This window comes from Acidimicrobiales bacterium (assembly GCA_036273495.1).
Lineage (GTDB): Bacteria > Actinomycetota > Acidimicrobiia > Acidimicrobiales > JAJPHE01 > DASSEU01.
Genome location: DASUHN010000080.1, coordinates 1 through 22,523, shown reverse-complemented (window position 1 = coordinate 22,523; position 22,523 = coordinate 1). Strand labels below are relative to the sequence as shown.

Annotated in this window: 21 protein-coding genes; 19 read left to right on the top strand and 2 right to left on the bottom strand. The window is 72.5% G+C overall.

Going from position 1 to position 22,523, the window contains the following annotated elements; genetic code table 11:
- The 14 genes from VFW24_03155 to proB form a co-directional block, all read left to right on the top strand.
- Positions 1 to 870 (top strand): cyanophycin synthetase (locus VFW24_03155; GenBank protein HEX5265747.1); only part of this gene is annotated, 870 nt, incomplete at its 5' end.
- A 30-nt stretch (positions 871 to 900) separates the two neighbouring features.
- Positions 901 to 1,308: a nucleoside-diphosphate kinase gene (gene ndk, locus VFW24_03150; GenBank protein ID HEX5265746.1), complete on the top strand. Its 408-nt coding sequence runs from the start codon at positions 901 to 903 to the stop codon at positions 1,306 to 1,308.
- Between the two features lie 90 nt (positions 1,309 to 1,398).
- Positions 1,399 to 2,436, top strand: a complete 1,038-nt coding sequence (locus VFW24_03145; GenBank protein ID HEX5265745.1) for a rod shape-determining protein — start codon at positions 1,399 to 1,401, stop codon at positions 2,434 to 2,436.
- A 10-nt stretch (positions 2,437 to 2,446) separates the two neighbouring features.
- Positions 2,447 to 3,277 carry a rod shape-determining protein MreC gene (gene mreC, locus VFW24_03140; GenBank protein ID HEX5265744.1) on the top strand — a complete coding sequence of 277 codons (831 nt, stop codon included), beginning with the start codon at positions 2,447 to 2,449 and terminating at the stop codon, positions 3,275 to 3,277.
- 48 nt (positions 3,278 to 3,325) lie between these two features.
- Positions 3,326 to 3,844 (top strand): rod shape-determining protein MreD, encoded by a 519-nt coding sequence (gene mreD / locus VFW24_03135; protein HEX5265743.1) that lies wholly within the window; start codon positions 3,326 to 3,328, stop codon positions 3,842 to 3,844.
- A gap of 13 nt (positions 3,845 to 3,857) precedes the next feature.
- Positions 3,858 to 5,837, top strand: a complete 1,980-nt coding sequence (gene mrdA, locus VFW24_03130; protein ID HEX5265742.1) for a penicillin-binding protein 2 — start codon at positions 3,858 to 3,860, stop codon at positions 5,835 to 5,837.
- 54 nt (positions 5,838 to 5,891) lie between these two features.
- Positions 5,892 to 7,811, top strand: a complete 1,920-nt coding sequence (locus VFW24_03125) for a TIGR03960 family B12-binding radical SAM protein (GenBank protein ID HEX5265741.1) — start codon at positions 5,892 to 5,894, stop codon at positions 7,809 to 7,811.
- Positions 7,808 to 8,638, top strand: coding sequence for a TIGR03936 family radical SAM-associated protein (locus tag VFW24_03120; GenBank protein ID HEX5265740.1), 831 nt, complete (start codon positions 7,808 to 7,810; stop codon positions 8,636 to 8,638). Before VFW24_03125 ends, VFW24_03120 begins: the two co-directional genes overlap by 4 nt.
- A 412-nt stretch (positions 8,639 to 9,050) precedes the next feature.
- Positions 9,051 to 10,403, top strand: a complete 1,353-nt coding sequence (locus tag VFW24_03115) for an Rne/Rng family ribonuclease (GenBank protein HEX5265739.1) — start codon at positions 9,051 to 9,053, stop codon at positions 10,401 to 10,403.
- Between the two features lie 20 nt (positions 10,404 to 10,423).
- A complete protein-coding gene (gene rplU / locus VFW24_03110) occupies positions 10,424 to 10,744 on the top strand; it encodes a 50S ribosomal protein L21 (protein HEX5265738.1) in 321 nt (106 codons plus the stop codon).
- Between the two features lie 4 nt (positions 10,745 to 10,748).
- Positions 10,749 to 11,060, top strand: coding sequence for a 50S ribosomal protein L27 (rpmA, locus tag VFW24_03105; protein HEX5265737.1), 312 nt, complete (start codon positions 10,749 to 10,751; stop codon positions 11,058 to 11,060).
- Between the two features lie 323 nt (positions 11,061 to 11,383).
- Positions 11,384 to 12,565 carry an acyl-CoA dehydrogenase family protein gene (locus tag VFW24_03100; GenBank protein ID HEX5265736.1) on the top strand — a complete coding sequence of 394 codons (1,182 nt, stop codon included), beginning with the start codon at positions 11,384 to 11,386 and terminating at the stop codon, positions 12,563 to 12,565.
- Between the two features lie 38 nt (positions 12,566 to 12,603).
- Positions 12,604 to 13,836, top strand: a complete 1,233-nt coding sequence (obgE, locus tag VFW24_03095; protein HEX5265735.1) for a GTPase ObgE — start codon at positions 12,604 to 12,606, stop codon at positions 13,834 to 13,836.
- Between the two features lie 19 nt (positions 13,837 to 13,855).
- Entirely contained in the window at positions 13,856 to 14,959 is a 1,104-nt protein-coding gene (gene proB / locus VFW24_03090; GenBank protein HEX5265734.1) for a glutamate 5-kinase, read from the top strand.
- 15 nt (positions 14,960 to 14,974) lie between these two features.
- Here proB and VFW24_03085 read toward each other — a convergent pair whose 3' ends face one another.
- Positions 14,975 to 15,775, bottom strand: coding sequence for a PspA/IM30 family protein (locus VFW24_03085; GenBank protein HEX5265733.1), 801 nt, complete (start codon positions 15,773 to 15,775; stop codon positions 14,975 to 14,977).
- A gap of 116 nt (positions 15,776 to 15,891) precedes the next feature.
- Between VFW24_03085 and VFW24_03080 the strand changes: the two genes are divergently transcribed.
- From VFW24_03080 to VFW24_03070, 3 genes are read left to right on the top strand one after another with little or no spacing between them, the layout of a single operon-like run.
- The gene (locus VFW24_03080; protein HEX5265732.1) at positions 15,892 to 17,142 is read left to right on the top strand and encodes a glutamate-5-semialdehyde dehydrogenase; all 1,251 of its coding nucleotides are present in this window, start codon (positions 15,892 to 15,894) and stop codon (positions 17,140 to 17,142) included.
- Positions 17,139 to 18,056, top strand: coding sequence for a MoxR family ATPase (locus tag VFW24_03075; GenBank protein ID HEX5265731.1), 918 nt, complete (start codon positions 17,139 to 17,141; stop codon positions 18,054 to 18,056). Before VFW24_03080 ends, VFW24_03075 begins: the two co-directional genes overlap by 4 nt.
- 13 nt (positions 18,057 to 18,069) lie before the next feature.
- Positions 18,070 to 19,500, top strand: a complete 1,431-nt coding sequence (locus tag VFW24_03070) for a VWA domain-containing protein (protein ID HEX5265730.1) — start codon at positions 18,070 to 18,072, stop codon at positions 19,498 to 19,500.
- A 23-nt stretch (positions 19,501 to 19,523) separates the two neighbouring features.
- On the opposite strand, the gene VFW24_03065 is transcribed toward VFW24_03070, so the two are convergent.
- Positions 19,524 to 20,870, bottom strand: coding sequence for a 3-deoxy-7-phosphoheptulonate synthase class II (locus tag VFW24_03065; GenBank protein ID HEX5265729.1), 1,347 nt, complete (start codon positions 20,868 to 20,870; stop codon positions 19,524 to 19,526).
- Between the two features lie 31 nt (positions 20,871 to 20,901).
- Between VFW24_03065 and VFW24_03060 the strand changes: the two genes are divergently transcribed.
- Both VFW24_03060 and nadD read left to right on the top strand, forming a co-directional pair.
- Positions 20,902 to 21,831, top strand: coding sequence for a TIGR03621 family F420-dependent LLM class oxidoreductase (locus VFW24_03060; protein HEX5265728.1), 930 nt, complete (start codon positions 20,902 to 20,904; stop codon positions 21,829 to 21,831).
- Positions 21,832 to 21,859: 28 nt separating this feature from the next.
- A complete protein-coding gene (gene nadD, locus VFW24_03055; protein ID HEX5265727.1) occupies positions 21,860 to 22,462 on the top strand; it encodes a nicotinate-nucleotide adenylyltransferase in 603 nt (200 codons plus the stop codon).
- Positions 22,463 to 22,523: the final 61 nt, after the last annotated feature.

The following is a 22,523-nucleotide window of genomic DNA, read 5'->3' as shown; positions in this document are numbered from 1 at the left end:
GCGGTCGTGACCAACGTCGAGCTCGACCACCAGGAGATCCTGGGGCCGAGCCGGCGGGAGATCGCCACCGAGAAGGCGGGGATCGTCAAGCCGGGGGCCACCCTGGTCCTCGGCGAGACCGACGCCGACCTCGTCCCGATCTTCCTCGACGCCGGCGCCGGCGAGGTGTGGCGCCGGGGCTCCGAGTCTTCAGGGGACGGGGACCTGGGCTGGAGCAACGGCCGGCTGGCCCACGGCGGCCGGGTGGTGGACCTGCGCACCCCCGGGGCCGTCTACCCCGACGTCTACCTCCCGCTCCACGGCTCCCACCAGGCCGACAACGCCGCCGTGGCCCTGGCCGCCGTGGAGGCGTTCTTCGGCGCCCCCGCCCCCGACGCCCTGGTGGCCGAGGCCTTCGCGGCGGTGACCAACCCCGGCCGCCTCGAGGTGGTCGACCGCCAGCCCCTGCTCATCCTCGACGGGGCCCACAACCCGGCCGGGGCCCGGGCGGCCCGGGCGGCGCTGGACGAGGAGTTCTCCGGCGTCGGCTCCCGGATCCTCGTCGTCGGGCTCCTCCAGGGCCGGGACCCCGAGGAGATGCTCCATGCCCTCGGAGTCGGGGCCATCGGAGTCGGAGCCGACGGGGCGAAGGGACCCCGCCTCGTCATCGCCACCCGTCCCCCCAGCCCCAGAGCCATCCCGCCCGACCAGGTGGCGGCGTCGGCCCGGGCCATGGGGGTGGAGGCGGTGGCGGTCGAGGGAGTGGCCGACGCCGTGCGCCGGGGGGTCGAGATGGCCGGGGCCGCCGACCTCGTCCTGGTCACGGGGTCGCTCTACGTGGTGGGGGCGGCGCGGGCCGCGCTCGTCGGGGACCTCGAGACCCACCACTGACCCCGCCGGCGGCCGTTATGGTCCGGGGCCGTGAACCGGACGCTGGTCATCTGCAAGCCCGACGCCGTCGAGCGGGGCCTGGTCGGGGAGATCGTCGGGCGCCTCGAGCGCAAGGGGCTGCGCCTGGTGGCCGCCGAGCTGCGCACGATCGACTCCGCCGTCGCGGGCCGCCACTACGAGGAGCACCACGGCAAGCCCTTCTACGAGGACCTGGTGGCCTTCATCACCCGCTCACCGGCCCTGGTGATGGTCGTCGAGGGCCCGCCCGACACCTGGAAGGTGGTCCGGACCCTGATGGGCGCCACCAACCCCGTGGACGCCGCGCCGGGCACGATCCGTGGTGATCTGGCCACGGTGATGACCGAGAACCTGGTGCACGGCTCGGACGGGCCGGAGTCGGCGGCCCGGGAGATCGGGATCTTCTTCCCGGGCCTGTAGGCGGCCCCCCGGGGGGCGTGGCCGCGCCGGGGATCGCCCGTGTACCCTTTCGGGCTGCCCGTCATGGTCCGATCGGGAGGCGAGTTCCGGGTGTCTGACAATCTTTGGTCCTCGCTCCTCGGCCGCGACATGGCGGTCGACCTCGGAACGGCCAACACCCTGGTCTACGTGCGGGGCCGGGGGATCGTCCTCAACGAGCCGTCCGTCGTGGCGGTCAACGTGCGGGACGGGCGCCCGCTGGCGGTGGGATCCGAGGCCAAGCGGATGATCGGGCGCACGCCCTCCCACATCCAGGCCATCCGGCCGCTCAAGGACGGGGTGATCGCGGACTTCGAGATCTGCGAGAAGATGCTCCGCTACTTCATCCACAAGGTGCACCAGCGCCGCTTCGCCAAGCCGCGCATGGTCATCTGCGTGCCGTCGGGCATCACCGGTGTGGAGCAGCGCGCCGTGCAGGAGGCGGCCGAGTACGCCGGCGCCCGCAAGCCGGCCTACATCATCGAGGAGCCCATGGCGGCGGCCATCGGCGCCGGGCTGCCCGTGCACGAGCCGACCGGGAACATGGTCGTCGACATCGGCGGCGGGACCACCGAGGTGGCGGTCATCTCCCTCGGCGGCATCGTCACCAGCCAGTCCATCCGCATCGGCGGGGACGAGATGGACGAGGCGATCATCCAGTTCATCAAGAAGGAGTACAGCCTGGCGCTGGGGGAGCGGACCTCGGAGGAGATCAAGATCGCCCTGGGCTCGGCGTGTCCCCTCGAGGAGGAGCTGCACGCCGAGATCCGCGGCCGCGACCTGATCACCGGCCTGCCCAAGACCATCGTCACGACGACCGAGGAGATCCGCCAGGCCCTGGAGGAGCCGCTCTCGGCCATCATCGACGCGGTGAAGGTGACCCTCGACAAGACCCCGCCGGAGCTGGCGGCCGACATCATGGAGCAGGGGATCGTGTGCACGGGCGGCGGATCGCTCCTGCACGGGCTGGACGCGCGCATCTCGGCCGAGACCGGTATGCCGATCGTGGTGGCCAAGAACCCGCTGCACTCCGTGGCGATCGGCAGTGGCCAGTGCCTGGAGGAGTTCGAAGCTCTCAAGCAGGTTCTGATCTCCTCCAGCGGCCGCTGACCGCCGCGCCGTGGCCGTACGGCGCGCGTCTCGTTCCCGGTTCGTCCTGCTCCTGCTGATCCTCACAGCGGGCACGATCATCACCCTCAGCTACCGGACGCGGGCCAACCACGTCATCGACCGGGTCAAGTCGTGGGCGTCGGACGTGTTCAAGCCGGTCGAGACCGGCTTCCGCGACGCCTGGGACCCGGTGGCCAACTTCTTCCGGGGCGCGGTCGACTACGGGTCGGAGAAGTCGGCCAACGCCCAGCTGCGCCAGGAGGTGGGCAGCCTGCGCCGCCAGAGCCTGGAGCGCACGGACCAGGCCCGCCAGCTCAAGGCGCTGCTGGCGCTGGACAAGCTGCCCTTCGCCGGCGGCCTGCCCAAGGTGACGGCCCAGGTGATCGACACCAACTTCAGCAACTTCCAGCTGACCCTGCAGCTCAACCGGGGCCGGGGCGCCGGCGTGGCGGTCGGCATGCCGGTCGTCTCCGGCGCCGGCCTGCTCGGGCGGGTCGTGCAGGTCGCCAGCGGGCAGGCGACGGTGCTGCTCGTGACCGACCCCACCTCGAGCGTCGGGGTGCGCGACGGCGGAGTGGTCGGCGTCGCCTCCGGGCAGGGCCAGGGCAAGGCGCTGCGGGTCGACTACGTCCCGCCCGGCCAGCCCGTCCACAAGACCGACGTGATGGTCACCAGCGGCCTGCAGGGCGGCCTCTACCCGCCCGGCATCCCGGTCGGGACCGTGAGCGTGGCCGCCCAGCCCGCCGACTCCCTGCAGGAGGAGCTGGCCCTGCGCCCGGTCGTGGACCTTTCCCAGGTGCAGTTCGTCGACGTGCTCCAGTGGAAGCCGCCCCCGTCGTGAGCCGGCCGGTGGGCACCGGCATGAAGGCGCCGTCATGAGTGCGCCGTCATGAATGCGATGGCCCGGTCCCGGCTGGTCCTGGTCCTGTTCGTGGCCATGGGCCTCCAGCTGGTGGTGGCGTCGCGGATCCAGCTGGCGGGGGTCCACCCCGACCTGATGGTGCTGACGGCGGTCTCGGCCGGGGTGGTGGCGGGCCCGTCGCGGGCGGCCACGGTCGGGTTCGTCGCCGGACTCCTCAACGACCTGTTCCTGCAGACCCCGTTCGGGCTGTCGGCGCTGACCTTCTGCCTGGTCGCCTACGCGGTGGCGACGCTGCAGGGCGGAGTGCTGCGCGCGGCGTGGTGGGTGCCGGTGCTCACCGCCGTGGTGGCCACCGCCGGGGGCGAAGTCCTCTACGCCCTCATCGGCGCGATAGTCGGCCAGGGCCAGATGCTGACCGACCGCCTCGGCCCGATCGCCGGCGTGGTCGGCGGGACCGACGGGATCCTGGCCGTGCTGGCCGTCCCGGCGGTGGGATGGGCGTTCCGGACCGAGGGGGCGCCCGCGAGGAGTCGGAGCAGGTGGTGATCCCATCCCCAACTTGAGACCGGCCAACCTGCGGGCCCGCCTGGGCCTGATCGGGCTGATGGTCGGCTGCCTGTTCGCGGCGATGTTCGTGCGGCTGTGGTACCTACAGGTCCTCGACAGCAGCCGGCTGGCGGCGGCAGCCACCGCCAATCAGGTGCGCCAGGTCACGGTGCAGGCCCCCCGGGGGACCATCCTCGACCGCTCCGGCAACCTGATCGTCGACAATCAGACCGTGGTGGCGGTGACCGTGGCCCGCTCGGTGGTCCCCAACGCCTCGTGCGGCACCAAGGCCGTCCCCATACGCTACCCGGCGGTCATCGACCGCCTGGCGAAGGCGCTCGGGGTCACCGCCGCCTCCATCCTCCAGACCCTCTCGGACTGCCGGTACAGCCCGTACGAGCCGGTCCCGATCGCCACCGACGTCGACATCTCCAAGGTGGTCTACATCCGGGAGCACCAGGACCAGTTCCCCGGGGTGGCGGTCCAGGAGCTCTCCCAGCGGGACTACCCCCAGGGCAACGCCGCCTCCCATCTCCTCGGCTACGTCGGGGCCATCTCCCCCCAGCAGCTGACCAAGCTCAAGGGGTCCGGCTACCAGCAGGGGGACCTGGTGGGCCAGGCCGGGGTCGAGAAGGCCTACGAGAAGTGGCTGCGGGGCCAGCCCGGGGTGACCAAGCTCGAGGTCGACGCCAACGGCCGGGTGCTGGGCTCCCTCGGGGAGCAGCGGCCCCAGGCCGGTGACGCCGTCGAGCTCACCATCGACGTGGCGCTGCAGAAGGAGGTCGACGCCGACCTGGCGGCCGAGATCGACAAGCTGCACCACACCTACGACCCCCAGGCCGGCATCTACTACCCCGCCCCCAGCGGGTCGGTCATCGTGCTCGACCCCCGCAGCGGGGCGGTCCTGGCCATGTCCTCGTACCCCGACTACAACCCGAGCGTCTGGGTCGGGGGCATCAGCGCCCAGCAGTACCAGGCGCTGTCGGCGTCCCCCAGCGCCCTCATCAACCGGGCCGTCGACGGTCTGTACACGCCGGGATCGACGTTCAAGCTGGTCACCGCCACCGCCGCCTTGAACGACGGGCTGATCAGCCCGTCGACGTACATCTACGACCCCGGCTCGTTCCGGATCCCGAACTGCACCAGCGGTTGCGTCTTCCACAACAACGAGAGCGAGTCGCTCGGCTCCCTCAACGTGCAGACGGCGCTGACCGCGTCCGACGACGTTTTCTTCTACAACCTCGGCTACGACTTCTACCAGCAGCGCAGCCGCTACGGCCCCGAGGCCATCCAGGACGTCGCCAAGCAGTACGGGCTGGGCCAGCCCACCCACTGGGAGCTCGGCGGCGGGGTGGTGGGCCGGGTCGACAGCCCCTCGGAGCGGCTCTCCCTGCACCAGCACTATCCGACCGCGTTCCCCAACTACCAGTGGTTCGCCGGAGACAACGTCGAGATGGCCTTCGGGCAGGGCGCCACGGTCATAAGCCCGTTGCAGCTGGCCGACGCCTACGCCGCCTTCGCCAACGGGGGCACGGTGTGGGAGCCCCACGTCGGCGGCCAGGTGCTCGACCGCTCGGGGAAGGTCGTGTGGACCTTCAAGCCCCAGGCCATCAGCCACGTGAACCTGCCCCCGGTGACCCGCCAGACGATCCTGGCCGGCCTCGAGGGCGTGGTGACCAACCGGCTCGGCACCGCCTACGGCACCTTCCTCGGGTTCCCCTTCAACCAGCTCATGGTGGCGGGCAAGACCGGCACCGCCACCACCCCGACCCGGGAGCCGACCGCCCTGTTCACCGCCTTCGCCCCGGCCGACAACCCCCAGTACGAGGTGCTGGTGGTCATCGACCAGGCCGGGTTCGGCTCCAGCGGGTCCGCCCCGGTCGCCCGCCAGATCCTGGAATATCTGGCCCAGCACCCGGTTGGAGCCGTGACGGCCCCGGCCAACCCCGCCTCGACCCCGACCCCGGCGGGACCCACCCCCCCGGCCCCGTAGACTCGACGGACAATGTCGTGCCTGTGGCCTCGGATCGAGCCACTGCTCGCGAGGGTGCAGAAGCCGGCCCGCTACATCGGGTGCGAGGGTGGCGCCCGGGTGGCCTCCTGGAGCCCGGGGAAGGTCTCCTGGCTCCTCACCTATCCCGACGCCTACGAGGTCGGGCTGCCCAACCAGGGCCTCCAGATCCTCGGCGAGATCCTGAACGAGCGCCCCGACGCGGTGGCGGAGCGCACCTACGCGCCGTGGCCCGACCTGGAGGCCCTGATGCGGCGGGACGGGGTCCCCCTGTTCTCGGTCGACGGCCACCGACCGGCGGGGGAGTTCGACGTCCTGGCCTTCAACCTCTCGGCCGAGCTCGTCTACACCAACGTCCTCAACTGCATCGACCTGGCCGGCCTGGAGGTGCGGGCCGAGCGCCGGCGGGACTCCGACCCCCTCGTGCTGGCCGGGGGCCACTGCACCTTCAACCCCGAGCCGCTGGCCGACTTCGTCGACGCCTTCGTGATCGGCGACGGCGAGGAGGCGGTCGGCGAGATCACCGCCGTCCTCCGGGACTGGAAGGCAGGAGGCAAGACCCCCGGGTCCCGGGAGGGGGTGCTCCGGGAGCTGGCCACCGTCCCCGGCGTCTACGTGCCGAGCCTCTACGAGGCGGCCTACGACGGGCCCCGGCTGGTCGGGGTCACCCCCCGCCACCCGGGCGTGCCCGAGCGGGTCGAGAAGCGGACCATCGCCGACCTGGGCGCGTGGCCCTACCCGAAGCACCAGCTCGTCCCCCTCACCGAGGTGGTCCACGACCGCCTCAACGTGGAGGTGTTCCGGGGCTGCACCCGGGGTTGCCGGTTCTGCCAGGCCGGGATGATCACCCGGCCGGTGCGGGAGCGCCCCGCCGAGCAGGTCCGCCGGATGGTCAGCGACGGCCTGGCCGCCACGGGCTACGACGAGGTGGCCCTCACCTCGCTGTCGACGGCGGACTACTCGGGCATCCAGGACGTGGTGGGCGGGGTGATCAACGACCCCACCTGCTCGGGCCAGGTGGCGGTGAGCCTGCCCAGCCTGCGGGTCGACGCCTTCACCGTGGGGATCGCCAGCGAGATCCAGAAGGTCAGGCGGACGGGGCTGACCTTCGCCCCCGAGGGGGGGACCTGGCGGATGCGCCAGGTGATCAACAAGCTGATCCGGGAGGAGGACCTCTACGGGGCGGTCGAGTCGGCCTTCTCCCAGGGGTGGCAGCGGGTCAAGCTGTACTTCCTCATCGGCCTGCCGACCGAGACCGACGAGGACGTGCTCGGCATCGGGGAGCTGGCCCGCAACTGCGTCCAGGTGGGCCGGGGCGCCGCCAACCAGGGCAAGGGCGGCCGGGTGACGGTCACGGCGTCGGTGGGCGGGTTCGTGCCCAAGCCCCAGACGCCGTTCCAGTGGTTCGGGCAGGAGACGGTCCCGGGTCTCACCCACAAGGTCAACCTGCTCCGGGACGCCACCCGCCGGGACAAGGGCGTGACCCTGCGCTGGCACGACCCCCGGGCCAGCCTGGCCGAGGGCCTGGCCAGCCGGGGGGACCGCCGCGTCGGGGCCGTCATCGAGGAGGTCTGGCGCCGCGGCGGCACCTTCCAGGAGTGGTCCGAGCACTTCGACCTCCGGCTCTGGGAGGACGCCATGGCCGGAGCCGGCCTCTCCCTCGACTGGTACGTCCACCGGGACCGCGACGAGGACGAGGTCCTGCCCTGGGACCACATCTCCGCCGGCCTGCACCGGGACTTCCTGTGGCAGGACTGGCAGGACGCCCTGGCCGCGGCGGGCGTCCCCGACTGCCGGTGGACGCCCTGCTACGACTGTGGGGCGTGCACGGGATACGGCCTCGAGCACGTCGTGGCCTCGGCGGTCCCCCCCGGGGGAGGCAGCCAGGGCACCGGCGTCGACCTCAGCTCCGGCCACGTCGTGCCCGTCCGCCTGCTGGAGCGGGCCCGGGGGTGAGGGTCCGGATCCGCTTCTCCAAGCAGGGCAAGCTCCGCTGGATCAGCCACCGGGACGTGGCCCGGGTGTGGGAGCGGGCCCTGCGCCGGGCCGAGGTGCCGGTCGCCTACTCGGCCGGCTTCTCCCCCCGCCCCCGGGTCAGCTTCGGTCTGGCCCTGCCCACGGGCGCCGAGTCCCTGGCCGAGTACCTCGACGTCGACCTCGAGGGCCAGGCTGCTCCCTCTCCCTCCCGCCTCGCGGCCGCCCTCCCGTCGGGCATGGACGTGGGCGGAACCGCCCCCCTGGAGCCGGGGGACGCCTCTCTGCAGCATGCCGTCGTGGCCTGCGACTGGCAGATCGAGGTCGGTGAGACGGGGGCCGACGCCCTCGGCCCGGCCGTGCAGCGCTTCTTGGCCTCCCCGTCGGTCGTGGTCACCCGGGAGCGCAAGGGCCACGAGGTGACCGACGACATCCGGCCGTCCGTCCTCGAGCTTCGGGCCGACGGCCCCCTCCTCACCTGCCGGCTGGCGACCCAGCTCGACGGCCAACCCCGGGGCCTGCGCCCCGCGGAGCTCATCACGGCGCTGGGGTCCGACCCCGCCGCCGCCCGGGTGCTCCGCACCCATCAGTGGATCGTGCGCGACGGCGCCTGGTGCGAGCCAGTGCCTGCCGTGGACGCGCCCGCACGCCAGGGGGCGTGCGACATCAGAAGGGACCCAACTCTCAATGGAACCGATCTCGGGGGACCCGATGTCCGGGAACCCCACCCCGACCCCGCCGGAAGCACGCCCGCCTTTCCCGCCGGCGGCCTCCACCCCGTCTCCGCCGGGATCCCGCCCGGAGGCTGAGCCCGGGGACCCCGAGGGCAACGGGCCGCCCCGCGGCCGGCGCCGCCGGGGCTCCCGGGGGGGCCGCAGCCGCAGCGGCTCGTCCGGTTCGTCAGGGTCGTCCGCCAACGGGGGCGGGGCCGCCGCCGGCCCCCCCGGCGAGCCTCCCCCCCGCCCCAAGATCGGGGACTCCCGCCCCGCCCCGGCCGCCGGCCCCCGGGTGGCGCCGGCGCCGGTCGTCGGAGGCCGGGTCTCGGCACCGTCGGGTTCGGCCACCGCCTCGTCCGGGGCCGGGTCCCCACCCGGGTCCGCCGGGTCCAACGGCCAGGCCGGAGCGGGCGGCGGTGGCCGTCGCCGGCGCCGTCGGGGCGGCCGGGGCCGCGGATCCGAGTCCCGCCCTGCGGGTGGGGGAGGCGGTGGCGGCGCCGTCGACGTGTCACCCGGCTCGGCCGAGGCCTCGTCGTCCGCGGGGGCCGACGCCGGGTCGGAGCGGGGCTACGACCGAAGGGGACGCCCCCTCGGCCGCTACCTGATGTGCGTCCAGGTCCGCCCCGGGGTCACCCAGGTGGCGGTCCTGGAGGGGCGCTCGCTGATCGAGCACTACGTGTCCCGGCCCCAGGACGACGCCCTCGAGATCGACGGCAACATCTATGTCGGCCGAGTCCAGAACGTGCTCCCGGGCATGGAGGCGGCCTTCGTCGACATCGGGACCCCCAAGAACGCCGTCCTCTACCGGGGGGACGTCCGCTTCGACCGGGACGAGGTGGAGGAGACCTCGGGCTCGGGCCGGGCCCGGATCGAGGAGCTCCTCCGCCCCGGCCAGACCATCCTGTGCCAGGTCACCAAGAACCCGATCGGCACCAAGGGGGCCCGCCTCACCCAGGAGGTGTCCATCCCCGGCCGCTTCGTGGTGCTGATCCCCAACAGCGACACGTACGGCATCTCCAAGCGGCTGGCCGACGACGAGCGCCGCCGCCTGCGGCGGATCCTCGACGAGGTCCGCCCCGAGGGCCACGGCCTGATCGTGCGCACCGCCGCCGAGGCCGCCACCGCCGACGAGCTGCGCCGGGACGTGGGCCGGCTGCTCTCCGAGTGGCAGCAGATCGACGCCCTGACCTCCCGCACCCGGGCCCCCGCCCTGCTCTACCGGGAGCCGGGCGTGGCCGTGCGGATCATCCGCGAGGAGTTCAGCCGCCAGTACCGGGGGGTGGTGATCGACGACCAGGAGCTCTACGAGGACGTGCGGAGCTACGTGGACTCGATCAGCCCCGAGCTGGCCGACCGGGTGGAGCTGTACCCGCCCGAGGACCCCCTCCCGATCTTCGAGCGGTATCACGTCCACGAGCAGGTCCACAAGGCCCTCGACCGCAAGGTGTGGCTGCCGTCGGGCGGATCGCTGATCATCGAGCGGACCGAGGCGCTGACGGTCATCGACGTCAACACCGGCAAGAACGTGGGCACCTCGAGCCTGGAGGAGACGGTCTTCCGGAACAACCTGGAGGCCGCCGACGAGGTGGCCCGCCAGCTCCGGCTCCGGGACATCGGCGGGATCATCGTCATCGACTTCATCGACATGGAGGTCCGGGCCAACCGGGAGGCGGTCATGACGTCGTTCCGGTCCGCCCTGGCCCGGGACAAGACCCGCACCCAGGTCTTCGACATGTCCGAGCTGGGCCTGGTCGAGATGACCCGCAAGCGGATCGGGGACGGCCTCCTGGCCTCGTTCTCCGAGAACTGCCCCACCTGCAACGGCCGGGGCATCGTCTTCGACCAGACCCTCCTCTGACCGGTAGCATCGACGGTTCTATGTACGCAGTCATCCGCACCGGTGGGAAGCAGCAGAGGGTCTCCGAGGGCCAGCGCGTGGACGTCGAGCGCCTGGGCGCGGCCGCGGGGGAGACGGTGAGCTTCTCCCCGGTGCTCGTGGTCGACGGGGACGAGGTGCTGACCGGCACCGACCGGCTGGACGGGGCCCAGGTCTCCGCCGTGGTGGTCGGGGAGGCCAAGGGGCCCAAGATCACCGGCTTCACCTACAAGCCCAAGACCAACAACCGGCGGCGCTGGGGCCACCGGCAGCGCTACACCACGATCGAGATCACGGGCATCAGCCGCCCGGCCGGGAGGTAGTCCGATGTCCAAGACCAAAGGTGGCGGCTCGACCCGCAACGGCAGGGACTCGAACGCGCAGCGCCTGGGCGTCAAGGTGTACGACGGCACCGAGGTGCTGGCCGGCGCCATCATCGTGCGCCAGCGGGGCACCCGGTTCCATCCCGGGATCAACGTGGGCCGGGGCGGGGACGACACCCTCTTCGCCACCGCGCCCGGCAAGGTCAAGTTCGGGACGCGCAAGGGCCGCAAGCTGGTGGACGTGGTGAGCGAGGCGGCTTCGCCCTCCTCCCCGGCGTCGGGCTCCCCGGCGTCTGCGGCGTCCGCAGCCGACTGACCGCGCCCGGCGTCATCAGCCCGGCGGGGAGACCTCCGCGAAACGCTTTTTTCGTGCCGTATATGAATCGTCATATACGGCAGCCGTCAGCGGCGCTCTGCGGTGCTGATCCAGCGCTCAGAGCAGCAATTCCTCCGAATTCGGCGCCTGTCCGTGCGCTCGGGCCCACGAGTCGTGGGCTTTTCCCGCCGTACTAGAAAGTTCAGGTATGGCCGGCAGAATTGTTTTTCGGGGGGGCGGGGGGTCCCTCCGCCGGGAGGCGGCCGGCGGCCCGGAGTTGTGACCAGGACGGCGCAGGACGTCAGGACGAGGAGGGGGTTCGGATGGGCAGCTACGGGATGACCGACGAGGTGCGGGACCTGCGCCAACGGATGCGGGCGTTCATCGACGGGGAGGTCATCCCCGCCGAGCGGGAGCTCGAGGAGGAGGGTCGCTCCGGGGAGGTCATGGCCGGCCTCAAGGCGTCGGCCAAGAAGCAGGGCCTGTGGGCGCTGGGCCACCCCACCGAGATCGGCGGCGGCGGCCTGCCGTTCATGTCGTTCGTGTACCTCAACGAGATCATCGGCCGCTCCGAGGTCGGCCAGGTGGCCGTCGGGTCGGTGTCGATGCAGGACTCGATCATGCTGCACCTCTACGGCAACGAGGCCCAGAAGGAGCGCTGGCTCAAGCCGATGGTCGAGGGGGAGATCTATCCCTCGGTCGGACTGACCGAGCCCGAGGTGGCGGGCTCCGACCCGACGCTCATGCAGACGACGGCGTACCTCGACGGCGGGGAGTGGGTGGTCAACGGCCACAAGTGGTTCACGTCGGGGGCCAACCGGGCGGCGTACACGACGGTCTTCGCCCGGACAGAGGAGAACGAGGACAACAAGTACGGCCGGTTCTCCGCCATCATCGTGCCGACCGACACCCCCGGCTACGACATCGTGCGGGTGGTGCCGACCATGGGCCACACCGGCGGGGGGCACTGCGAGGTCCGCTACCACGACGTGCGGGTGCCGGCCGAGAACCTGCTCGGGCGCCGGGGCGAGGGCTTCGTAATCGCCCAGAAGCGGCTGGGCCCGGGGCGGATCTTCCACTGCATGCGCTGGCTGGGCCAGGCCCAGCGGGCCTTCGAGCTGATGTGCGCCCGAGCCAACACCCGCCACGCCCACGGGTCGCTGCTGGCCGAGAAGGGGGAGATCCAGCGCTACGTGGCCGAGTCGGCGGCCGAGATCCAGGCGGCGCGGATGATGACGCTCGACGCCGCCATGGCCATGGACGCGGGTGGCGAGGCGCGCGTCGAGATCAGCCTGATCAAGTTCTGGGGCGCCCAGATGCTCCACAACGTCATCGACCGCGCCATCCAGGTGCACGGCGCCCTCGGGGTCACCGCCGACACCCCGCTCGAGAAGATGTACCGGGAGGCCCGCTACGCCCGCATCTACGACGGCCCCGACGAGGTGCACCGGATGGTCGTGGCCCGCCGGCTGCTGAAGGACCCCGCGGCGGCGCCCTGGAATTGAGGCGGGGGCCCGGCGGGTCCCGGCCCTAGCATCACGCGGTGTCGGGATTCGTCGACGAGGCCCAGATCCACGTCAAAGCCGGTGACGGCGGGGCGGGCGTGGTCTCGTTCCGCCGCGAGGCGCACGTGTCCCGGGGCGGCCCCGACGGCGGCGACGGGGGCCACGGCGGCGACGTGTGGCTGGTGGCCGACCGCGACATGGCGTCCCTGCTGTCCTTCCGCGACCACCCCCACCGGCGGGCCAAGTCCGGCGGCCACGGCCAGGGCAAGAACCGGCACGGGGCGTCGGGCGCCGACGCCGTGGTGGCGGTGCCGGAGGGGACGGTGGTCAAGGACCTCGAAGGGGTGGTGGTGGCCGACCTGGTCACCGCCGGGGAGCGGTGGCTGGCCGCCCGGGGAGGTCAGGGGGGGCGGGGCAACGCCCGGTTCCTGTCCAACCGGCGCCGGGCCCCGAACTTCGCCGAGCAGGGCGAGGTCGGCCAGGAGAGCTGGATGGACCTCGAGCTCAAGCTCATGGCCGACGTGGCGCTGGTGGGGTTCCCCAACGCCGGCAAGAGCACGCTGATCTCGCGGATCTCGGCGGCCAAGCCCAAGATCGCCGACTACCCGTTCACGACCCTGGAGCCCCATCTGGGGGTGGTTCGCCTCGACGACGCCGAGATGGTCGTGGCCGACATTCCCGGGCTGATCGAAGGGGCCAGCGAGGGCAAGGGGCTCGGGCACCGCTTCCTCCGCCACGTCGAGCGGGCCCGGGTGCTCGTGGTCCTCCTCGACCTGGCCCCGATGGACGGCACCCCCCCGGAGCGCCAGGAGGAGGTGCTCCGGACCGAGCTGGGCCGGTACCGCCCCGAGCTGCTCGAGCGACCCCAGCTGGTCGTGGGGTCGAAGGCCGACCGCCCCGACGCCGCCGCCTACACGGGGACGAGGCTGTCGGCGGTGACGGGGGCGGGCCTGGCCGAGCTGGTCGGCCGGACGATGGACCTGGTCCGCGCCGCCCGGTCGGCGGAGCCGGTGGCGTCCGAGCCCGTCGTCCACCGACCCGCCCCCGAGGGGGTGGCGGTGGAGAGGTCCGGACAGGGCTTCGTGGTGCGGGGCCGCCCGGCGGAGCGGGCGGTCGCGGTCAACGACCTCACCAACCCCCAGGCCCTGGAGTACGTGCAGGCCCGCCTGCGGCGGCTGGGAGTGGACCGGGCCCTGGCCCGGGCCGGCGCCCGGGAGGGGGACCTGGTCACCGTCGGCGCCTTCACCTTCGAGTACCAGCCCGACCAGTGACCCGCCGCCGGGCCAGCCGATGATCGTCGTCGCCAAGATCGGCACGTCCTCGATCACCGATCCCGGCGGCGAGGTCGACCGGGCCGCGGTCGAGAAGCTGGCCGCCGAGGTGGCGGCGCTGCGGGGCCAGCGCCACCGGGTGGTGGTGGTCAGCTCGGGGGCGGTGGCGGCCGGGCTTCCGGCGCTGGGCCTGTCCGGCGCCCGCCCCTCGGACATCGCCACCCTGCAGGCGGTGTCGGCGGTCGGGCAGAGCCGGCTGATGCGCGTGTACGACGACGTGCTGGCCGCCCACCACCTCGTCGGAGGTCAGGTGCTCCTGGCCCCGCTCGACTTCGTCCACCGCCAGCAGTACCTGCACGCCCGCCAGACCCTCCTGCGCCTGCTCGACCTGGGGGTGGTGCCGGTGGTCAACGAGAACGACGCCGTCGCCGACGACGAGCTCCGCTTCGGGGACAACGACCGGCTGGCGGCGCTGGTGGCCAACCTGGTCGGGGCCGACCTGCTCGTGCTGATGACCGACACCGCCGGCCTGTTCACCGCCGACCCCCGCACCCACGACGCCGCCTCCCTCATCGAGGAGGTCATCGAGGTCGACCACCAGCTGGAGGCCGCGGCGGGCGGGGCGGGGTCGGAGCGGGGGAGCGGGGGCATGGCCTCCAAGCTGGCCGCGGCCCGGATGGCGGCCTGGTCGGGCGTGCGCACGATCATCGCCTCGGCCCGGCGGCCCGGTCTGCTGCCCGCGGCGGTGGCGGGGGAGGCGGGCCTGGGCACGGTCGTGCGGCCGAGGGACCGGCGGCTACCGGCGCGGAAGCTGTGGATCGCCTTTGCCGTGGGGGCGGCCGGGACGATCGTGGTCGACGACGGCGCCCGCCAGGCCCTGGTGGAGCGGGGCACCTCCCTGCTGCCCGCCGGGGTGGCGGCGGTGCACGGGTCGTTCGACGCCGAGGCGGCGGTGGAGATCACCGACGCCACCGGCCGGGTGTTCGCCAAGGGCCTGGTGAGCCACGGCAGCTCCGCCCTGGCCGGCCGGATCGGGCGGCGCACCGCCGACCTGCCCGCCGACGGTCCCCCCGAGGTCGTCCACCGGGACGACCTGGTGGTGCTGGTGGACCGGGCCGGCTAGCGGCTCAGCGCCGGGTCAGGAGCCCTTGGCGTCGGCCGGCGTCTCCGCCTCGGCGGGGGCGGGGGCGGGGGCAGCGGGGGCCCCGCCCGCCCCGGGCCCGATGCCCAGCTGGGCCTTGATCTGATCGAGGCGGGCCGACGCCTCGGCGCTGGCCTTCGCACTCTCGACCTCGAGCATCCGGGCCTCGACGGTCTGGCCCGACAGCTCGGCGTGCCCGAGGGCCTTGGCGTAGCGCGCCTCGATCTTGAGGCGGACCTCCTCGAGGGTCGGGGTGTCCTGGCCCACGGTGGCCGAGAGGGAGTCCATGGCCGCGTTGACCTGCTCCTGCATCTTGGCCTGGTCGAGCTGGGACATCAGCTTCTGGCGCTCGGTCAGCTTCTGCTGCAGGGCCGACGAGTTCTGGGTCACGGCCTGCTTGGCCTGGTCGGCCGCCTGCGCCGACTGCAGGCTGAGGGTCTTCAACGACTGGACCTCGGACTCCACTGCCACCAGCCGGTTGGCGAAGGCCTCGGCCGCCCGGGTGTACTCGGCGGACTTGGCGGCGTCGCCGGTCTTGGCGGCGTCGTCGGCCATCAGCACCGCCTGGCGGGCCGACGAGTTCACCTTCTCCAGCTCCTCCATGGCCCGGTTGAGCCGGAGCTCGGTCTGCTTCTGGTTGGCGATGACGTTGGCGGCCTGCTCGGTCAGGCGCCGGTGCTGCTCCTGCGCCTCAGCGATCGCCTGCTCGAGCTGGACCTTCGGATCGGCGACCTCGTTGAACTTGCCGGTGAGCGCCGCGGTCAGGTAGCGCCACGACCGCCGCAGGAGCTTGAACATGGCACGAATCGTAGGCGGGCAGGGGCCCGGGTGCGTCCGGGGTGTCCGAGGTCACAGCGCCGGCGGGGCGGTCGCGAACTAGACCGCTCGGTCAAGATTGTGGGTAACCTCGGCGGGTGGGCGCCGCGGTTCAGATGGTCGAGCTGGGCCGGAGGGCCCAGGCGGCCTCCCGCCACGTGGCCACGGCCAGCTCCGGCGCCAGGGATGCCGCCCTCACCGCCGCCGCCGAGCTGCTGGTGAACGGCACCGGGGAGATCCTCGAGGCCAACGCCGCCGACGTGGCGGCCGCCACCGCCGCCGGCCTGGACGGCGCCGCCGTCGACCGTCTGCGCCTCGACGACCGCCGGGTCCAGTCCATGGCCGACGGGCTGCGCAAGGTGGCGACCCTGGCCGACCCGGTCGGGGAGGTGCTCGACGGCTGGGTCCGGCCCAACGGGCTGCGCATCCAGCGGGTGCGCGTCCCCCTCGGGGTGGTGGCGGTGATCTACGAGAACCGCCCCAACGTCACGAGCGACGCGGCCGGGCTGTGCCTCAAGGCGGGCAACGCCGCCTTCCTCCGGGGCTCGTCGGGGGCGCTGGAGTCGAACCGGGCCATCACCGCCCGGCTGCGGGAGGGGGCGGCCAAGGCGGGCCTGCCCGAGGACGCCGTGATCCTCGTCGAGGACACCAGCCGGGAGGCGGCGGTGGAGTTCATGCGCCTGCGCGGCCTGGTCGACTGCCTGGTGCCGCGGGGCGGCCCGTCGCTCATCGCCAGCGTCCTCGAGCACGCCACCGTGCCCTACGTGATCGACGGGGACGGCAACTGCCATGTGTACGTCCACGCCTCGGCCGACCTCGCCATGGCCCGGGCCATCGTCGTCAACGCCAAGACCCAGCGCCCGGGGGTGTGCAACGCCGCCGAGTCGCTGCTGGTGGACGTGGCGGTGGCCGACCGCTTCCTGCCCGAGGTGGCGGCCGCCCTGGAAGGGGTGGAGCTGGTCGGCGACGACCGGGCGTGCCGCCTCGTGCCGGCCATGACCGCCGCCTCCGACGAGGACTTCTCGGCCGAGTTCCTGGCCCTCAAGATGAGCGTGGCGGTCGTGGACGGGATCGACGACGCCGTGGACCACATCCGCCGCCACGGCTCCGGGCACACCGAGGCCATCGTGACGTCGGAGCTGGCAGCCGCCGAGCGCTTCACCCGCGAGGTCGACGCCGCCGTCGTCGTGGTGAACGCGTCCACCCGGTTCACCGACGGCGAGGAGTTCGGGTTCGGCGCCGAGATCGGAATCAGCACCCAGAAGCTGCACGCTCGCGGCCCGATGGGGCTACGCGAGTTGACCACTGTCAAATACGTCGTGAACGGAGAAGGGCAGGTACGCGAGTGAGCCAGACCGCAACCGTAGGGACCCCACGGTTCCCGGGGGTACGCGATGTCCGCGAGGGCCTGCGCAGCGTCGACTACCTGGCCGACGACGGCATCGCCGGGGTCGTGTACCTCGCCGACCGGCTGGGCAAGCCGGTGCTGATCGAGGGCCCGGCCGGGACGGGCAAGACCGAGCTGGCCAAGAGCGTGGCCAGCATGACCGGCTCCCGTCTCATCCGCCTCCAGTGCTACGAGGGCCTCGACGAGTCCAAGGCCCTCTACGAGTGGAACTACAAGAAGCAGCTCCTGCGCATCCAGGCCCAGCGGGTCACGGAGGAGGCGGCGGCGCAGTCCGACAAGACGTGGTCGGGCATCGAGGACGACATCTTCAGCGAGGACTTCCTCCTCACCCGCCCGCTGCTCGAGGCCATCCGGGCCGAAGAGCCGGTGGTCCTGCTGATCGACGAGGTCGACCGGGTCGAGGTGGAGACCGAGGCCCTCCTCCTCGAGATCCTCTCCGACTACCAGGTGTCGATCCCGGAGCTCGGCACGGTGACGGCGGCCCAGATCCCGCTGGTCTTCCTCACGTCGAACAACACCCGGGAGCTGTCCGAGGCCCTCAAGCGGCGCTGCTTGTACCTCCACCTCGACTACCCCGACCTGCAGCGGGAGAAGGAGATCGTCCTCACCCGCGTCCCGGAGGTCGAGGAGCAGCTGGCCGACCAGATCGTGCGCATCGTGCGCTCGCTGCGCGCCCTGGAGCTCAAGAAGCATCCGTCGGTGTCGGAGACCATCGACTGGGCCCGCACCCTCGTGCTGCTGGGGATCAACTCCATCGGGACGGAGGAGGCCACCGCGACCCTCCACATCCTGCTCAAGTACCAGAGCGACATCGTCAAGGCGGCCAAAGAGCTGTCCGTGGCCCAGACCGCCTGAGCCGGCCCGGCCGTTGCTCGACGTCCTGACCGGCTTCATCGGGGAGCTCCGCTCCGCCGGCCTGCCGGTGTCGCTCACCGAGAACCTCGACGCCATGGAGGCGGTGCAGCACATCCCCATCGAGGACCGCGACGCCTTCAAGTACGCGCTGGCGGCCACCCTCGTCAAGAGCAACGCCCACTGGCGCACCTTCGAGACCGTCTTCGACGTCTACTTCTCGCTGCGGGGCCCGCAGTGGAGCATCGAGGACCCCGACGCCCAGGCCGACGCCGCCGCCGACCAGGCCCAGGCCCGGATGGGCGGGGAGCAGCGGCCCGGCGGCGGGGCCATGGAGGGCCTGACGCAGGAGGAGCTGGCCGAGATCCTCTTCAAGGCCATGATGCGCGACGACCAGGCGATGATGCGCGCCATCTCCCGGGAGGCGGTCACGCGCTACGCCGGGATGGAGCCGGGGCGCCCGGTCGGGGGCACCTACTACCTGTACCGCACCCTGCGGAACCTCGACCTCGAGGGCCTGATGGCCCGGTTGATGGAGGCGGCGCAGGAGGAGGCCGACGGCGGGCTCACCCCGCTCGAGGAGCGCCTGACGCGCGACGAGTACGAGATCCGCATCGACCAGCTGCGCAAGGAGGTGGAGGCGGAGATCCGCCGGCGCCTGGTGGCCGACCGCGGCGCCGAGGCCATGGCCAAGACCCTGCGCAAGCCCCTGCCGGAGAACGTGGACTTCATGCACGCCACGCGGGAGGAGCTGGGTCAGCTGCGCAAGGCGATCCAGCCCCTGACCCGCAAGCTGGCGGTGCGGCTGGCCCGCAAGCGGCGCCACGGGCGCAAGGGGCCGCTGGACTTCCGCAACACCGTGCGCCACTCGCTGTCCTACGGAGGCGTGCCAGCCGAGCCCAAGTTCAAGTATCCCCGGCCGGCCAAGCCCGAGATCGTGGTGGTGGCGGACATCTCGGGTTCGGTGGCGGCCTTCGCCCGGTTCACCCTGCACCTGGTGCACGCCATCAGCTCGCAGTTCTCGCGCGTGCGCAGCTTCGTGTTCGTGGACGGCATCGACGAGGTGACCCGCTACTTCGAGGGCATCGAGGACATCACCGAGGCCATCCACAAGGTGAACACCGAGGCCGACGTGATCTGGGTCGACGGCCACTCCGACTACGGGCACGCCTTCGAGGTGTTCTGGGACCGCTGGGGCAAGGAGATGAACCCCAAGACCAGCGTGCTGCTCCTGGGCGACGCCCGCAACAACTACCACGCGTCACAGGCGTGGGTGGTGAAGGAGCTGCGCAAGAAGGCCCGCCACGTCTACTGGCTCAACCCCGAGCCCCGCTCCTACTGGGACACCGGGGACTCGATCGTCAGCGAGTACGCCTCACACTGCGACGGGGTCTTCGAGTGCCGCAACCTCAAGCAACTCGAGGCGTTTGTGGAACACCTCGCCTGATCACGGCGGCGGGCACCCGGGTGCTACGAGCGGAGCATCTCGGCGACGCGGAAGGCCAGGTCCACGGACTGGCGGGCGTTGAGGCGGGGGTCGCACGTCGTGGTGTAGCGCAGGGGCAGGTCGTCCTCCATGACCTCCTCGGCCCCGCCCAGGCACTCGGTGACGTGGTCCCCGGTGAGCTCGAGGTGGACCCCACCGGGCCACGTGCCCTCGGCCCGGTGGACGTCGAAGAAGCCCTGGATCTCCGCCAGGACCTGCTCGAAGTGGCGGGTCTTGCGGCCGCCCTCGCTGGTGAAGGTGTTGCCGTGCATCGGGTCGCACACCCACAGCACCGGGTGGCCGGCCTCGGCAACGGCCCGCAGGAGCGGGGGGAGGCGGTCGGTGACGAGCCCGGCCCCCATCCTCGTGATGAGGGTGAGCCGCCCGGGCACCCGGTCGGGGTCGAGGGCGGCGCACAGCGCCACCACCTGGTCGGGCTCGACCTCCGGGCCCAGCTTGATCCCGAGGGGGTTGTGCACGCCGCGGAAGAACTCGACGTGGGCGCCCTCGAGGCGCCGGGTGCGCTCCCCGATCCACAGCAGGTGGGCGGAGCAGTCGTACCAGTCCCCCGACAGCGAGTCCCGCCGGGTGAGCGCCTCCTCGTAGGGCAGGACGAGGGCGTCGTGGCTGGTCCAGAAGTCGACCTGGTGGAGGGTGGCCTCGGCCTCCAGCTCGATCCCGCACGCCCGCATGAACCGCAGGGCCCGGTCGATCTCCCGGGCGATGGCCTCGTAGCGCCGCCCCGCCGTCGACGACACCACGAACTCCTGGTTCCAGGCGTGGACCTGGGACAGATCGGCAAAGCCCCCCGTGGTGAACGCCCGCACCAGGTTGAGGGTGGCGGCCGACTGGTGGTAGGCGGCCACCAGCCGGTCGGGGTCCGGCACCCGCAGCTCCGGCACGGGGGCGTCGTCGTTGACCATGTGGCCCCGGAACGAGGGCAGCTCGAGGTCCCCGACCAACTCGGTCGGGGAGGAGCGGGGCTTGCCGAACTGGCCGGCGATCCGCCCCAGCTTCACGACCGGCACCCCGGCCCCGTAGGTGAGGATCACCGCCATCTGCAGGATCACCTTGAGCTTGTCCCGGATGGCGTCGGCGGAGAACTCGGCGAACGACTCGGCGCAGTCCCCGGCCTGCAGCACGAAGGCCCGCCCGGCGGCGGCCTCGCCCAGGCGGGTGGTCAGCCGGCGGGCCTCCCCGGCGAAGACCAGGGGGGGCAGGCCGCCCAGGGTCTTGAGCACCGCCTCGAGGTCGTCGGTGTCCGGCCAGTCGGGCTGCTGGTCGGCCGGGAACGCCTTCCAGCCGTCCGGGGTCCACTCACTCACGGGCACTCACGACGACCAGGGTAGTTAGAGTCCCCGGGTGCAGAGGTTCCGTTTTGCCGTCCAGGTCAGCACCGCTCCCGAGGGCACCGGCTGGCGGGCGCTGGCCCGGAAGATCGAGTCGCTCGGCTACTCGTCGCTGTTGATCCCCGACCACCTCGGGGACCAGCTGGGCCCGTTGGTGGCCCTGACGGTGGCGGCGGAGGCCACGACCAGCCTGCGGGTGGGCACGCTCGTGCTCGACAACGACTACCGCCACCCCGTGGTCATGGCCAAGGAGGCCGCCACCCTGGACCTGCTGTCGGAGGGCCGCCTGGAGCTGGGCATCGGGGCGGGGTGGATGCTCACCGACTACAACGAGTCCGGCATCCCCTACGACCCGCCGGGCGTGCGCGTCGACCGGCTGGCCGAGGCCGTCAGCATCCTCAAGGCGCTGTGGGCCGACGGGAAGTGCAGCCACGACGGGACGCACTACCACCTGCAGGACGCCCACGGGCTGCCCCGGCCCCACCGGCCGGCCGGACCGCCCCTGATCATCGGCGGCGGGAGCCCGCGCGTGCTGGCCCTGGCGGCCCGGGAGGCCGACATCGTCGGCGTCAACCCCAACCTGCGGGCCGGCGCCATCGGGCCCGAGGTGGCGGCCGACGTGGTGGGGCCCCGCTTCGACGAGAAGGTGTCCTGGGTCCGCAAGGCGGCGGGGGCGCGGATCGACGACATCGAGCTGCAGTGCCTCACGTTCGTCGTGCAGGTCGGGACGGACCGGGACGAGGCCCTGGGCAACCTGGCGCCGATGTTCGGGCTGTCACCGGAGGATGCCGCCGACGTCCCGATAGCCCTGGTCGGCACCGTCGACCAGATCTGCCAGACGCTGGAGGAGCGCCGGCAGCGCTGGGGCTTCACCTACTGGGTGGTGCACGAGGGCGAGATGGAGGCCTTTGCCCCGGTGGTGCAACGCATGACCGGGAGGTGACGGGGCCCTGACCCCGCCCCGGATCGGGGTGTTCGGGGGCACCTTCGACCCCGTGCACATCGGCCACCTGGCCGCCGCCGTCAACGTGCGCCACAGCCTCGATCTGGAGCGGCTGCTGCTCGTGGTCGCCAACGTCCCCTGGCAGAAGGCGCGGATGCGCGCCATCAGCCCCCCGGAGGACCGCCTGGCCATGGTCGAGGCGGCGGTGGCCGGGGTGCCCGGGCTGGAGGCGAGCACGCTCGAGCTGGATCGGGGCGGCCCGTCCTACAGCGCCGACACCCTGGCCCAGCTCCACGACCAGCGCCCCGAGGCCCGGCTGTACCTGGTCGTGGGCTCGGACGTGGCCCCCCAGCTGGAGAGCTGGGAGCGGATCGAGGAGGTCAAGGCGCTCTCGGTCCTGGTGGTGGTCAAGCGCCCGGGCAGCAGCCCGGTCACCCCGGCCGGGTGGCGGACCGAGGAGGTCGAGGTGCCGGAGCTGGACATCTCGAGCACCGACCTGCGCACCCGGGTGGCCGACGGGCGCCCCCTCGACTACCTCGTGCCCCCGCCCGTCATACGCGTGATCCGCCAGCGAGGCCTGTACTCTGGAGGGGCGGATGAGGGACAGCGCCGGCCAATGACCCACAGGTGACCGACCCCACGCCCCCTCCCACCCCCGACCCGACCGCGGTGGCTGTCGTGGCGGCCCGGGC